Source organism: Vibrio rarus (genome assembly GCF_024347075.1).
Taxonomy (GTDB): domain Bacteria; phylum Pseudomonadota; class Gammaproteobacteria; order Enterobacterales; family Vibrionaceae; genus Vibrio; species Vibrio rarus.
This window is the reverse complement of sequence record NZ_AP024900.1, coordinates 2,667,780-2,682,474: the sequence shown is the minus strand read 5'-3', so window position 1 is coordinate 2,682,474 and position 14,695 is coordinate 2,667,780. Positions and strand designations below refer to the sequence as shown.

Here is a 14,695-nt window from a genome sequence, read left to right as displayed (position 1 = left end):
AGCGAGCTGAGGAACCCCATGGTTTACTCTTATACCGAGAAAAAGCGCATCCGTAAGGATTTTGGTACTCGTCCACAAGTTTTGGACGTTCCATACCTGCTATCGATCCAGCTTGATTCTTTCGATAAATTCATCGAACAGGATCCTGAAGGAGAACACGGTCTAGAAGCTGCTTTTCGTTCTGTTTTTCCAATTCAGAGCTACAACGGCAATTCTGAGCTGCAATACGTTAGCTACCGTCTTGGTGAGCCTGTATTTGATGTTAAAGAATGTCAAATCCGAGGTATCACTTATTCAAAACCGCTGCGCGTTAAGCTGCGTCTAGTTGTATTCGACAAAGACGCACCAGCTGGTACTGTAAAAGACATTAAAGAACAAGAAGTCTACATGGGTGAAATTCCACTCATGACGGACAATGGTACCTTCGTGATTAATGGTACCGAGAGGGTTATCGTATCCCAGTTACACAGAAGCCCGGGTGTATTCTTCGACAGCGATAAGGGTAAGACTCACTCTTCTGGTAAAGTTTTATATAACGCACGCGTTATTCCTTACCGTGGCTCATGGTTAGACTTTGAGTTCGATCCTAAGGATAGCCTGTTTGTTCGTATCGACCGTCGTCGTAAACTTCCAGCGTCTATTATCCTACGTGCATTGGGTAAAACGACAGAAGAGATCCTAGATCTGTTCTTCGAAAAAGTACGCTTTGAAGTTCAAAACCAAACTCTAATGATGGAGTTGGTTCCAGAACGTCTACGTGGCGAGACTGCTTCTTTTGATATTGAAGCAAATGGTACTACTTACGTTGAAGCTGGCCGTCGTGTGACTGCTCGCCATATCCGCAATCTTGAAAAAGATGGCGTTGAGTTCATCGAAGTACCTGTCGATTACATCGTTGGTAAAGTTGCGTCTAAAGACTATATCGATGAAAGTACTGGCGAAATCGTTGTTGCGGCTAACCAAGAGTTCAGCCTAGAAAGCCTAGCTAACCTTGCGCAAGCAGGTCACTCTAAGCTAGAAGTATTGTTCACGAATGACCTAGATCATGGTCCATTCATGTCTGATACGCTTCGTGGTGACAGCACTACAGACCGTCTATCTGCATTGGTAGAAATCTACCGCATGATGCGTCCTGGCGAGCCACCAACGAAAGATGCGGCTGAATCTTTATTCCAAAGCCTGTTCTTCTCTGAAGAGCGCTACGATCTATCTACTGTAGGTCGTATGAAGTTTAACAGCTCAATCTTGCGTGAAGACGCAGGCGAGCAAGGCATCCTAGACGAAACTGATATCATCGAAGTGATGAAGAAGCTTATCTCTATCCGTAATGGTAAAGGTGAAGTGGATGATATCGATCACCTTGGTAACCGTCGTATTCGCTCTGTAGGCGAAATGGCTGAAAACCAATTCCGTGTAGGTCTAGTTCGTGTTGAACGTGCTGTTAAAGAGCGTTTGAGCCTTGGTGATCTTGACGCCATCATGCCTCAAGATTTGATCAACGCTAAGCCAATTTCTGCGGCAGTGAAAGAGTTCTTTGGCTCTTCTCAGTTGTCTCAGTTTATGGATCAGAACAACCCGCTTTCAGAAGTTACTCACAAACGTCGTATCTCAGCGTTAGGTCCTGGTGGTCTAACTCGTGAGCGTGCTGGCTTTGAGGTTCGTGACGTTCACGTTACGCACTACGGTCGTCTATGTCCGATCGAAACTCCTGAAGGTCCAAACATCGGTCTAATTAACTCACTGTCTGCTTATGCACGCTGTAACGATTTTGGTTTCCTAGAAACGCCTTATCGTCGTGTTGTTGACGGTGTAGTAACAGAAGAAGTTGATTACTTATCTGCAATCGAAGAAGGTCAATACGTTATCGCTCAGGCGAACACCATATTGACTGAAAGCAACACATTTAGTGAAGAACTGATCACCGCTCGTTTGAAAGGTGAATCTGGTCTACACCCACGTGAAAACGTGAGCTATATGGATGTTGCAACGAACCAGGTAGTATCTATCGCTGCATCTTTGATCCCATTCCTAGAGCACGATGATGCAAACCGTGCATTGATGGGTGCGAACATGCAACGTCAGGCAGTTCCTACACTTAAGGCTGATAAGCCTCTAGTAGGTACTGGTGTTGAGCGCAACATTGCGGTTGACTCTGGTGTTACTGCGGTAGCGAAACGTGGCGGTATGGTTCAGTCTGTAGACGCTTCTCGCATCGTAATTAAGGTTAATGAAGACGAATTGGTACCAGGCGAAGCCGGTATCGATATCTATAACCTAACTAAATACACGCGTTCTAACCAGAACACTTGTATTAACCAACGTCCTACCGTGCTACCTGGTGAACCAGTATCACGCGGAGACGTGCTAGCAGATGGTCCTTCAACTGACCTTGGCGAATTGGCTCTTGGCCAAAACATGCGTATCGCATTCATGCCTTGGAATGGTTATAACTTTGAGGATTCAATCCTAGTTTCTGAGCGTGTAGTACAAGAAGATCGCTTTACTACTATCCACATTCAAGAACTATCTTGTGTGGCGCGTGATACTAAGCTTGGTTCTGAAGAAATCACTGCTGATATTCCAAACGTAGGTGAAGCCGCTCTATCTAAATTGGATGAGTCAGGTATCGTTTACATTGGTGCTGAAGTTAAGGGTGGTGACATCCTAGTTGGTAAAGTAACCCCTAAAGGTGAAACACAACTGACTCCTGAAGAGAAACTGCTACGAGCAATCTTTGGTGAAAAAGCATCTGATGTTAAAGATACGTCACTACGTGTACCAAACTCTGTTTCAGGTACTATCATTGACGTTCAAGTCTTTACTCGCGATGGCGTTGAAAAAGACAAACGTGCTCTAGAAATTGAGCAAATGCAGCTTAAAGAAGCGAAGAAAGACCTTACTGAAGAATTCCAGATTCTTGAGGGTGGCCTTCTAAACCGTGTTCGTGCTGTATTGATTTCTGGTGGTTACTCAGAAGCGAAACTGGATACAATTAACCGTAAACAGTGGTTAGAGCAAACTCTTGAAGATGACGCACTGCAATCTCAACTTGAGCAACTTGCAGAGCAATACGACGAACTAAAAGCTGACTTTGATAAGAAGTTTGAAACTAAGCGTCGTAAGATCACTCAAGGTGATGACCTAGCCCCTGGCGTACTAAAAATCGTTAAGGTTTACTTAGCGGTTCGTCGTCGTATCCAGCCTGGTGATAAAATGGCGGGTCGTCATGGTAACAAGGGTGTAATCTCTAAGATCAACCCTGTTGAAGACATGCCTTACGATGAGAAAGGTCAACCTGTCGATATCGTTCTGAACCCACTGGGTGTACCATCACGTATGAACATCGGCCAGATCCTTGAAGTTCACTTGGGTCTAGCGGCTAAAGGTATCGGTGACAAGATCAACCAAATGGTTAAAGAGCAACAGGAACTGGCTAAGTTCCGTGAGTTCTTACAGAAGGTTTATGATCTTGGTGATACTCGTCAAGACGTTGACATTGCTGAACTATCGGACGATCAAGTTCGTACGCTAGTTAAGAACCTACGTGGCGGTCTACCAATCGCGACTCCAGTATTTGACGGTGCTTCTGAGAAGAACATCAAGAAACTACTGAAACTAGGTGATTTACCTGAATCAGGTCAGCTTAAATTGTTTGACGGCCGTACTGGTGATTCGTTTGAGCGTCCTGTAACAGTAGGTTACATGTACATGCTGAAACTGAACCACTTGGTTGATGACAAGATGCACGCACGTTCAACCGGTTCTTACAGCCTAGTAACTCAGCAACCACTTGGTGGTAAAGCTCAGTTCGGTGGTCAGCGTTTCGGTGAGATGGAAGTATGGGCACTAGAAGCATACGGTGCTGCTTACACTCTACAAGAAATGTTAACCGTTAAGTCGGATGACGTGAATGGCCGTACTAAGATGTATAAGAACATCGTAGATGGCAACCACTCGATGGAACCAGGCATGCCGGAATCCTTCAACGTATTGTTGAAAGAAATTCGCTCGCTAGGTATTAACATCGAGCTAGAAGACGAAGAGTAATCCTTTTTAAAAAGTGATTACTTGGTAAGAGGGCGCTCCTCGAGCGCCTTTTAACTCCTTGCAGGAGCTGACAGTGAAAGATTTACTAAACTTTCTTAAAGCACAACACAAGACTGAAGAATTTGATGCTATCAAAATCGGTCTTTCTTCACCGGACATGATTCGTTCATGGTCTTTTGGTGAAGTGAAAAAGCCAGAGACGATCAACTATCGTACGTTCAAGCCTGAACGTGATGGTTTGTTCTGTGCGCGTATTTTTGGCCCAGTCAAAGATTACGAATGTCTATGTGGCAAATACAAGCGTCTGAAGCACCGCGGTGTTATCTGTGAGAAGTGTGGCGTTGAAGTTACACAAACTAAAGTTCGTCGTGACCGTATGGGCCACATCGAGCTAGCGTCGCCTGTAGCACATATTTGGTTCCTAAAATCACTACCGTCTCGCATCGGTCTACTAATGGATATCCCATTACGTGATATCGAACGTGTTCTTTACTTCGAAATGTACGTAGTAACAGAACCGGGTATGACTGATCTAGAAAAAGGACAGATGCTTACTGAAGAAGAGTATCTGGACAAACTAGAAGAGTGGGGTGACGAGTTCACAGCTAAGATGGGTGCAGAAGCAATCAAAGATCTGCTTTCTACCATGGATCTTGTGCAAGAAGCTGAACTAATGCGTGAAGAGCTAGGAACAACTAACTCTGAAACTAAGCGCAAAAAAGTAACTAAGCGTTTGAAGCTAGTTGAATCATTCGTATCTTCGGGTAACAACCCTGAGTGGATGATCTTGACAGTACTTCCAGTACTGCCACCAGATCTACGTCCTCTAGTTCCACTAGATGGCGGTCGTTTTGCGACTTCTGATCTGAACGACCTATACCGCCGTGTTATCAACCGTAACAACCGTTTGAAGCGTCTACTAGAGCTATCAGCTCCGGACATCATCGTACGAAATGAAAAACGTATGCTGCAAGAGTCTGTTGATGCGCTTCTTGATAACGGTCGTCGCGGTCGTGCTATCACAGGTTCTAACAAACGTCCTCTGAAATCTCTTGCTGATATGATCAAGGGTAAACAAGGTCGTTTCCGTCAGAACTTACTTGGTAAGCGTGTAGACTACTCTGGCCGTTCTGTAATTACAGTAGGTCCATACCTTCGTCTACATCAGTGTGGTCTTCCTAAGAAGATGGCACTTGAGCTATTTAAACCATTCATCTACAGCAAGCTTGAGCTTCGTGGTCTAGCGACAACGATCAAAGCGGCTAAGAAAATGGTAGAGCGTGAAGAAGCTGTCGTTTGGGATATCCTAGACGAAGTTATTCGCGAACACCCAGTACTATTGAACCGTGCACCGACACTTCACCGTCTAGGTATCCAAGCGTTCGAACCAGTATTGATCGAAGGTAAAGCAATGCAGTTGCACCCACTTGTGTGTGCTGCGTATAACGCCGACTTCGATGGTGACCAGATGGCGGTACACGTACCTCTAACTCTGGAAGCTCAACTTGAAGCACGTACACTGATGATGTCGACGAATAACATTCTGTCGCCAGCGTCAGGTGATCCTATCATCGTACCTTCTCAGGACGTTGTATTGGGTCTTTACTACATGACTCGTGAAAAAGTAAACGTGAAAGGTGAAGGCATGTACCTTGCCGGCCCAGAAGAGGCTGAAAAGGCATACCGCACTAAGAGCGCTGAACTGCACGCGCGTGTAAAAGTTCGTCTTACTGAAACCATCAAAGATGATGACGGTAATCTGACTACTGAAACTAAGCTTTTTGATACGACTGTTGGTCGTGCAATGTTATGGCAGATCGTTCCAGCGGGCCTACCGTTTGAACTAGTAAACCAAAAGCTTGGTAAGAAACAGATTTCTAAACTTCTTGATGAGGCTTACCGTAACCTTGGCTTAAAAGACACTGTAGTGTTCGCTGACCAAATCATGTACACAGGTTTTGCATACGCTGCACTATCTGGCGTATCTGTTGGTATCGACGATATGGTTGTACCACAAGCTAAATACGATGAGATTGAATCAGCTGAAGAAGAAGTACGCGAAATCCAAGAGCAATACCAATCTGGTTTGGTAACAGCGGGTGAGCGCTACAACAAAGTTATCGATATTTGGGCATCGACCAATGACCGCGTTGCGAAAGCAATGATGGATAACCTATCTTCTGAAACTGTAGTTAACCGTGATGGTGAAGAAGAACAACAAGAATCGTTTAACAGCATCTACATGATGGCTGACTCCGGTGCTCGTGGTTCTGCAGCGCAGATTCGTCAGCTTGCTGGTATGCGTGGTCTGATGGCTCGTCCAGATGGTTCAATCATCGAGACGCCAATCACAGCGAACTTTAAAGAAGGTCTAAACGTACTTCAGTACTTTATCTCAACGCACGGTGCTCGTAAGGGTCTTGCGGATACAGCACTGAAAACAGCGAACTCCGGTTATCTAACGCGTCGTCTAGTAGACGTTGCACAGGATGTGGTAGTTCACGAACATGACTGTGGTACTCATGAAGGCGTTGAAATGATGCCTCATATCGAAGGTGGTGACGTTAAAGTGCCACTTTCTGAGTTAGCTCTAGGTCGTGTTGTCGCTGATGACGTTCTTAAGCCTGGTACTGAAGAAGTTCTGATCCCACGTAATACTCTGATTGATGAGAAGTGGTGTCAAATCATGGACGAAAACTCTGTAGACCGCATGAAAGTGCGCTCAGTAGTTACCTGTGATGCTGACTTCGGTTGTTGTGCATTGTGTTACGGTCGTGACCTAGCACGTGGTCACCTAGTGAACCAAGGTGAAGCAGTTGGTGTTATCGCTGCTCAGTCTATCGGTGAACCGGGTACACAGCTTACCATGCGTACGTTCCACATCGGTGGTGCTGCATCGACAGCGGCTGCTGAGAACAGCGTTCAAACTAAGAACGAAGGTACACCGTTCCTTCACAACGTTAAATTCGTTGTGAACAAAGACGGCAAGCTAGTTGTGACTTCTCGTGCATCTGAACTAACCATCGTTGATGCGTTAGGTCGTACGAAAGAGAAACACAAACTGCCTTACGGTACAGTTCTTAACATCAAAGAAAGCGATATCGAATCTACTTCGTTGCAGTCTGGATATGTTGTTGCAAACTGGGAAGCGCATACACTGCCAATCATCACTGAAGTGGCAGGTCGCATCCAGTACGTTGACATGATTGATGGCGTAACGGTTGCTCGCCACACGGATGACCTAACGGGTCTATCTTCAAGCGAAGTCACTGATGCTGCTGCACGTCCTGCCGCAGGTAAAGACATGCGTCCAGCCATCAAACTTGTTGATGAAAAAGGTAATGATGTAATGATCCCTGGCACTGATATGCCAGCTCAATACTTCCTACCTGGTAAAGCAATTGTCAACATTGAAGATGGTGCGGAAGTGGGTGTGGGTGACACACTAGCACGTATCCCTCAGAAATCTGGCGGTAACAAAGATATCACTGGTGGTCTACCACGCGTAGCCGACCTATTTGAAGCACGTAAGCCGAAAGAGCCTGCGATTCTTGCTGAGCACACTGGTAGTGTGTCATTTGGTAAAGAAACGAAAGGTAAACGTCGCCTAGTAATCACTCGCGAAGGTGGAGAAACCTACGAAGAGATGATTCCTAAGCATCGTCAGCTTAACGTATTCGAAGGTGAGAAGGTTGAACGTGGTGATGTAATCGCCGACGGTCCTGAGACTCCACATGACATCCTACGTTTACGTGGTATTCATGCTATGACTCAGTACATCGCTAACGAAGTACAAGAAGTTTACCGACTACAAGGCGTTAAGATTAACGATAAGCACATTGAGACTATCGTTCGTCAAATGCTACGTAAGTGTACTATCACTAAAGCGGGTGACTCTGACTTCCTACCTGGCGAGCAGGTTGAATACTCACAAGTTAAGATTGCTAACCGTGCACTAGAAGCAGAAGGTAAAGAGCCAGCAGGCTTTGAACGTGAACTACTAGGTATCACGAAAGCATCTCTAGCTACTGAGTCGTTCATTTCTGCGGCATCGTTCCAGGAGACAACTCGCGTACTTACAGAAGCTGCAGTTTCTGGTAAGCGTGATGAGCTTCGTGGTCTGAAAGAAAACGTAATCGTGGGTCGTTTGATCCCAGCGGGTACGGGTTTCGCTTACCACCAAAATCGTCAAGCTAGCCGTGAAGAGCAACAAGGTCCATCTGCTGAACAAGCAACGGATAACTTGGCTGCACTACTGAACGCAGGTTTCTCTGACGAGTAATCGAGCTTTCTAGCTGATAGCAAAAAGGCACCTCAGGGTGCCTTTTTTAATGGGTGCAATTTAAGTAATTAATAATTAACAGACCATTCTAGCTTGTTAAAACACTTGATAATGGCGTAGCAACTTTTTAAATGTAGAACAACTACTTATCAAAAATAGCGCTTGTTCTCAGTGTTTTCCTGCGCTATTTCTGACCACTTAATTACTGTGATGGTATGACGGATAGGTTATCTTTATGGTATTAGAGACAAGTAAACCTAGGAGGCATCATTGAGCTTCCTAGGAATAACATTAATTAGTGCGGCGAGTTAGGCACCGGGAGGCATGGCTAAACTATCAGCAATAAGCTGAATTAACCTATCTTCCACTTCAAACCTAAGTTCGAGCACTTCGCCAACTTTAGACATGTCGCTCTCATAATCTTCAAGATCGTCATTCACTCCAATTTCTGCATATTTATCAGTAAAACTGAGCAGAGGCTCGGTAGTGAGAACAATTTTCGCGTATGTTTGGCTGATTTCATCAGTGGATTGAAACCCTGTAGCGCTCCATTTGTCCATCACCATGTCATAGATTTTAAAGTGCCCTTCAGAGATATAATCAACAAGTTGTTGAGAGAAGTGTTGAAGTTCTTCTTTAGAAGGTAACATGGCAACATTCGACGATGTTGATGATGGCTGTAAAGCGGCCAGTTTTACATACCCAACCAACAATGCTTGGCGGGTTTCTAGCCAATGGTCAATGACTTCACTAGAGCCACCCCATTCTTCTTGTACTTGTCTGAATTTGTTTAGCATGACCATGTCCTCATGATCTCTTTACCGGTCGGGTAAAGCTCTCGAACATAACGAGAGAGTTCCATATTAATAGAGAGATAGTGCTTTATCCCAATAGCGTAAAATCAATTATTCCTTGCCACTGGTATAGATTTAGATTGCCAGTAAAATGATAGAACTGCAAGCAAAGAGATAAAGAGATGTTAAAAAAAAGTAAACATCAAAGTGCGGCATATTGGCTGGTGGTTAACGGCAGCGATGTGTGGCTACGCGATGGTCAGTTGCCTTTGGGTGATGGTAATGAGCTTGGTGACGCGGTAGTTAAGGCGATAGATATCGGCTGTTACAAAGACCATCCGGTATACTGGTTGAATGACAATGACGTAGAATCTGCATTGCCGATGGTATCACTACGTGAATTACTGCATTTGCCAGAAGCGTTATTTTTACTCGTAAGCAAAGCGGTGCAATATGGTCATATGACGCAAACCATGCGCTTTTGTGGCCAATGCGGTGGTCGAAATCGGTTTAACCATAATCAGTTGGCAATGCAGTGCCAGCAATGTCGCACGTTACACTATCCTCGTATCTTTCCTTGTGTCATTGTTGCCGTGCGTAAAGATAAACAAATTTTATTGGCGCAGCACCCAAGACACAAAGGCAATATGTATACAGTCATTGCCGGTTTTCTTGAGGTAGGAGAGACCTTAGAGCAGTGCGTCGCGCGCGAAGTAAAAGAAGAAACGGGTATTGATGTACAAAATATTCGTTATTTCAGTAGTCAGCCATGGGCGTTTCCGAGCAGTATGATGATGGGTTTTCTCGCCGATTATCAAGCAGGAGACGTGAAGCCCGATTATAAAGAATTGAGCGATGCCAAATGGTTTGATTACGATGAGTTACCTGAAGTGGCTCCAGATGGCACTATCGCTAAAGCGTTAATTAACTCAACAGTTGATCTGATCAAATCGCTATAGAGGTTCTGTGCACTAGGCGTAATACATTAAATCGTGGTTTTAAGTGCGCATAATATGATCAAACGCGCAATCCTTAAATATTGCCAATAAGTGAAAAGTGTTAATATAACGCATCTATAGTAAGGGACTAAGATCTAAAAAATGACTGAATTAAAAAATGATTGTTACTTGCGCGCTTTGTTAAAGCAACCGGTGGATTACACACCAGTATGGATGATGCGCCAAGCGGGGCGTTACCTGCCGGAATACCGAGCAACCCGGTCAGTTGCTGGTGACTTTATGTCCCTATGTAAAAATGCAGAGCTAGCTTCAGAAGTCACCTTACAGCCGTTGCGTCGCTTTCCTTTAGATGCAGCTATTCTGTTTTCTGACATTCTCACTATTCCTGATGCAATGGGGTTGGGTTTGTACTTTGAAACGGGTGAAGGGCCTAAATTTGAGCGTCCGATTACCTGTAAAGCTGATGTCGCTAAGATAGGTCTGCCTGATCCTGAAGGTGAACTGCAATACGTTATGAATGCGGTGCGTCAGATTCGTAAGGACTTGCAAGGGGAGGTCCCTTTGATAGGCTTCTCAGGAAGCCCTTGGACACTAGCTACCTACATGGTTGAAGGTGGCAGCTCTAAAGCCTTCACCAAAATAAAAAAAATGATGTATGCAGAGCCGGCGACATTGCACCTGCTACTGGATAAGTTAGCAGATAGCGTAATTGAGTATTTGAACGCCCAAATCAAGGCAGGAGCGCAGTCTGTGATGGTCTTTGATACTTGGGGTGGAGTACTTACCCCGCGCGATTACAATGAGTTCTCATTGCAATACATGCATAAAATCGTTGATGGCCTAATTCGTAAAAATGAAGGGCGTCGTGTCCCCGTCACCCTGTTTACCAAAAATGGTGGCATGTGGTTGGAATCGATTGCCGCGACAGGGTGTGATGCCGTAGGGCTTGATTGGACGATAAACATTGCTGATGCGAAGAAGCGTATTGGCGATAAAGTCGCTCTACAAGGTAATATGGACCCATCGATGCTCTATGCTCAACCTGAGCGTATTCGTCAAGAGGTCGGCACCATTCTGGAAGGGTTTGGCAGTGAAGGTACTGGGCATGTGTTTAACTTAGGCCATGGTATTCATTTAGACGTACCCCCAGAGAATGCAGGGGTGTTTGTGGATGCGGTTCATGAGCTTTCTAAGCCATACCATAAGTAACTAGCAAGATGTAAAAAGGGTCGGAATGAGCATTGCTTATTCCGACCCTTTTAATTTGCATCAAAATTACTTATAGAGGTAGCCCTTTGGCAGGCTTTCATCTTTTGCTGTTTTAAAGCGTTTATGTAGCCACATCCATTGATCCACTTTTCGTAAAATAGCTTTTTCTAACGCCTTGTTCATGTAAGTGGCTCCCGCTTCTAAATCGTCTTTAGGGAACTGCTCATGAATGGGATCATCAAAATAAAGCTCCCACTTGTTGTCTGTATCACGAAAGCCTGTCATAGGGATGATCGCACAATCCGTTACTTTGGCTAAAATGTTGGCTCCGGTGACTGTACACGCTTCTTTCACAGCGAAAAAGGGCACAAATACCGCTTTGTTGCGTCCATAATCGTGATCACCTAAATAGAAAAGACGTTCGCCACTTTTAAGGGTTCGGATCATCTCTTTTAGATTTTTACGATCAATCACTTTATTGCCATTATGTGTGCGCCCCCAGTATTGAATGAGGTTATAGGCAGGATTGGAATGTGGTCGATAGACACCATGTCCGGGGTAGCCAAGAATAGCAAAAGCGCGGGCACTGACTTCTAAATTTAGTGCGTGAGGGTGGCATACTAACACCCCTTTTTTCTGCTTTGCACACTCTATAATGTGCTTAGCATTATGGACTTTGATGTGTCGCTTTAGTCGCCATGTAGGCCAAAACCAAGTAATGCCCGTTTCAAATAGTGCAAAACCCGTATTCTTAAAGTTTTCAATAACAATGCGCTCAATTTCATCTTGCGCCATGTTCGGAAAGGCGAGCTCAAGGTTTCGCTTTGCTACTTTTACACGGCTTCTCGCAAAAGGCATCGCCATCTTGCCTAAGCTACGACCGAAAGGCAGCAGGATGGCCAGAGGCAAAATATTCACAATCAAGGCAAGCAAGCCAAAGCCAAACCAGACCCCCCAATAAATGGGATGCAATAACTTTGCGCTAAAGGTGGGGTTATCGTATTTACTCATAAAATCCTAAATAGGTAAGGTGCAGACTGGCTGTATTGGCGAGTAGGCGACTTTATACCGTTTACAGTAAGGACACGCTCAGAAATAGGGTTGGAAAAGCACTTGGGAACAAGGGAGATATTTTTGATAAGTCGTTATTTTACAATCAAAAACGTCAATGTGGTTATCAAGTGTTAAACCCCGATGTCTGATCGGCTACTGAATAAGTTCGGTATTAGATATGCTTTAGTTTTAAAAAAGCATATCTAAAGTTCAAATAGAGATAATGGAGTTTAACACCTTTTACAGGATGTTACTGTAGAGCTAAGTGATTGTGGGTGTTATTGTTGTGATTTATATCGTAACCCTCGAGGGAGGGTTTCATCTGCCATTGTTTTATAGCGTTTATGTACCCACATCCACTGGTCAATTTGGCGCATGATGACCTTTTCGTAGGCTTCATTCATCATAGTGGCACCTGCGGCTAAATCGTCTTTTGGGAAATGCTCATGAATAGAATCAGCAAGATTCAAATCATATAAGCCTTTTTCATCTCTAAAACCGGTTACGGGGATCATGGCGCAGTTTGTTAGGGAGAACAACATATTGGCTCCCGTTGTCGTACACGCATCTTTTACGGCAAAGAAGGGCACAAAAACCGATTTGTTACGTCCATAATCATGGTCACCTAAGTAGAAAAGACGTTGCCCACGTTTTAAAACGCGAATCATCTCTTTCACGTTTTTGCGGTCGACTAAGGTATTACCATTATGAGTGCGCCCCCAGTATTGAATTAAATCGTACACTGGATTGTTGTTTGGTCGATACACACCACTGCCCGGATAGCCAAGCACGGCGAATGCACGGGCACTGATCTCTAAGTTTAGGGTATGTGGGTGACATAGAAGTACTCCACGCCCTTCTTTTTCAAAGTCGATAGCTTGTTGAAAATTAGTCGTGCGGATACGACGCTTTAGTCGCCATGTAGGCCAAAACCAAGTCATACCCATTTCAATAAAGGCTAACCCGGTATTTTTTAGGTTTTCTTCAGTAAGTTGAGCGATTTCATCTTGGCCTTTATCAGGAAAGGCCAATTCTAAGTTGCGTTTAGCCACTTTAACTCGGCTTTTTGCTAGTTTTGTGCCTAGCATACCAAGAGCTTGACCACTCTTAAGCAGTAGTGGGTAAGGCAATAGGTTTACAAACAATGCAAGAACACCAAAACTAAACCAAACTCCCCAGTATTTAGGATGAAGAAGTTTGATGGAAAACTGAGGTGGGGCGTATTTATTCATATTCCTTCCTACAAGTTAAGCAAGTTGCTGGTTGAGAATGCTCCAATAATCATCAAACCCAGCAGAGGGTTTTATTTTAAAGTCACTGCGTACAAAGCGATTGAGTCGTCCTTCCACATAGCTTAATACAATGGCAGCCAGTATTTTTTCGTCAGTAGCAAAGCCTTTACCTTCTCGAAGCATTCTCTCTCTTAAGATCTGCTTAAGTTGGCTTTCTATTTTGCTAAAGAGTTGATTAATTCGATCTCTAAGTCGCTCATTCTCAAACATTAGTGCATGTCCAGAGAGGATGCGAGAAAGACCTTTATTATGTTCAGCAAAGAGTAAGATAAAGCGTAAAACTTCGTGCAGTCGAACCATGGTGTCTTTTTCTTGATCCATAATTTGATTGATACGAACCAGAACCGATTGTTCAATAAAATCAATCAGCCCTTCAAACATGCGCGCTTTACTAGGGAAGTGGCGATAAAGAGCGGCCTCTGAAACGCCTACTTGCTGTGCTAATTTAGCCGTAGTAATTCGGGATGTACCATCGCTGGACTCCAGCATCAAAGCAAGAGCTTGTAAAATCTCGTCACGACGATTTGAACTACGTTTGCCTGTCATTTATTACGTCCTTTTTATCTTATTCTTTGACTGCAGTAATAGGGTGCTTAAACTAATTTCTGCCTGAGTGACCAAAACCACCTTCACCGCGAGAAGAGCTATCAAAGTCCTCTACAAGGTTGAATTCGGCTTGAACGACAGGAACAAACACCAGTTGTGCAATACGGTCGCCGGGTTCGATAGTAAAAGTATCCTGTCCTCGGTTCCACACTGACACCATAAGCTGCCCTTGATAATCCGAGTCAATTAAACCAACAAGGTTACCCAGTACTATGCCGTGTTTATGACCAAGGCCTGAGCGGGGTAAAATGGTGGCCGCTAAACTGGAGTCACCTATGTGTATGGCCAACCCTGTTGGTACTAAATGAGTGGTACCTGGGGTCACAATTAAGGCTTCATCTAGGCAAGCGCGTAAATCTAAGCCCGCAGATCCTTCAGTGGCATATTGAGGAAGAGGGAATTGCTTGCCAATACGTGGGTCTAATATCTTTAAATCAATTTTTTTCATTAGGA

The 14,695-nt window shown here is 44.4% G+C and carries 9 protein-coding genes; 4 read left to right on the top strand and 5 right to left on the bottom strand.

Annotated features, from left to right (window positions below; genetic code table 11):
* Nucleotides 1–18 precede the first annotated feature (18 nt).
* Complete coding sequence (rpoB, locus tag OCU56_RS12190) at nt 19–4,047, top strand: DNA-directed RNA polymerase subunit beta (protein ID WP_261873461.1); 4,029 nt, start codon at nt 19–21, stop codon at nt 4,045–4,047.
* A gap of 73 nt (nt 4,048–4,120) precedes the next feature.
* Nucleotides 4,121–8,329, top strand: a complete 4,209-nt coding sequence (gene rpoC, locus OCU56_RS12185) for a DNA-directed RNA polymerase subunit beta' (RefSeq protein ID WP_261873460.1) — start codon at nt 4,121–4,123, stop codon at nt 8,327–8,329.
* 308 nt (nt 8,330–8,637) lie between these two features.
* On the opposite strand, the gene rsd is transcribed toward rpoC, so the two are convergent.
* Nucleotides 8,638–9,132, bottom strand: coding sequence for a sigma D regulator (gene rsd, locus OCU56_RS12180; RefSeq protein WP_261873459.1), 495 nt, complete (start codon nt 9,130–9,132; stop codon nt 8,638–8,640).
* Between the two features lie 173 nt (nt 9,133–9,305).
* On the opposite strand from rsd, the gene nudC reads away from it, so the two are divergent.
* Nucleotides 9,306–10,082 (top strand): NAD(+) diphosphatase, encoded by a 777-nt coding sequence (gene nudC / locus OCU56_RS12175; RefSeq protein ID WP_261873458.1) that lies wholly within the window; start codon nt 9,306–9,308, stop codon nt 10,080–10,082.
* 141 nt (nt 10,083–10,223) lie between these two features.
* Entirely contained in the window at nt 10,224–11,291 is a 1,068-nt protein-coding gene (gene hemE / locus OCU56_RS12170; protein ID WP_261873457.1) for a uroporphyrinogen decarboxylase, read from the top strand.
* A gap of 66 nt (nt 11,292–11,357) precedes the next feature.
* Here the strand turns inward: hemE and lpxL (OCU56_RS12165) are convergent, their stop codons facing one another.
* From lpxL (OCU56_RS12165) to dut, 4 genes are all read right to left on the bottom strand, one after another.
* Nucleotides 11,358–12,302: an LpxL/LpxP family Kdo(2)-lipid IV(A) lauroyl/palmitoleoyl acyltransferase gene (gene lpxL / locus OCU56_RS12165; RefSeq protein WP_261873456.1), complete on the bottom strand. Its 945-nt coding sequence runs from the start codon at nt 12,300–12,302 to the stop codon at nt 11,358–11,360.
* Nucleotides 12,303–12,622: 320 nt separating this feature from the next.
* A complete protein-coding gene (lpxL, locus tag OCU56_RS12160) occupies nt 12,623–13,576 on the bottom strand; it encodes an LpxL/LpxP family Kdo(2)-lipid IV(A) lauroyl/palmitoleoyl acyltransferase (protein WP_261873455.1) in 954 nt (317 codons plus the stop codon).
* A 15-nt stretch (nt 13,577–13,591) separates the two neighbouring features.
* Nucleotides 13,592–14,182, bottom strand: coding sequence for a nucleoid occlusion factor SlmA (gene slmA / locus OCU56_RS12155; RefSeq protein WP_261873454.1), 591 nt, complete (start codon nt 14,180–14,182; stop codon nt 13,592–13,594).
* Nucleotides 14,183–14,234: 52 nt separating this feature from the next.
* Nucleotides 14,235–14,690 (bottom strand): dUTP diphosphatase, encoded by a 456-nt coding sequence (gene dut, locus OCU56_RS12150; protein WP_261873453.1) that lies wholly within the window; start codon nt 14,688–14,690, stop codon nt 14,235–14,237.
* Between the last annotated feature and the right edge of the window lie 5 nt (nt 14,691–14,695).

What these genes read in the sequence shown, in the direction of transcription:
- rpoB (WP_261873461.1), top strand. Translation starts at nt 19, where the DNA reads ATGGTTTACTCTTATACCGAGAAAAAGCGCATCCGTAAGGATTTTGGT.
- rsd (WP_261873459.1), bottom strand. Translation starts at nt 9,132, where the DNA reads ATGGTCATGCTAAACAAATTCAGACAAGTACAAGAAGAATGGGGTGGC.
- nudC (WP_261873458.1), top strand. Translation starts at nt 9,306, where the DNA reads ATGTTAAAAAAAAGTAAACATCAAAGTGCGGCATATTGGCTGGTGGTT.
- hemE (WP_261873457.1), top strand. Translation starts at nt 10,224, where the DNA reads ATGACTGAATTAAAAAATGATTGTTACTTGCGCGCTTTGTTAAAGCAA.
- lpxL (WP_261873456.1), bottom strand. Translation starts at nt 12,302, where the DNA reads ATGAGTAAATACGATAACCCCACCTTTAGCGCAAAGTTATTGCATCCC.
- lpxL (WP_261873455.1), bottom strand. Translation starts at nt 13,576, where the DNA reads ATGAATAAATACGCCCCACCTCAGTTTTCCATCAAACTTCTTCATCCT.
- slmA (WP_261873454.1), bottom strand. Translation starts at nt 14,182, where the DNA reads ATGACAGGCAAACGTAGTTCAAATCGTCGTGACGAGATTTTACAAGCT.
- dut (WP_261873453.1), bottom strand. Translation starts at nt 14,690, where the DNA reads ATGAAAAAAATTGATTTAAAGATATTAGACCCACGTATTGGCAAGCAA.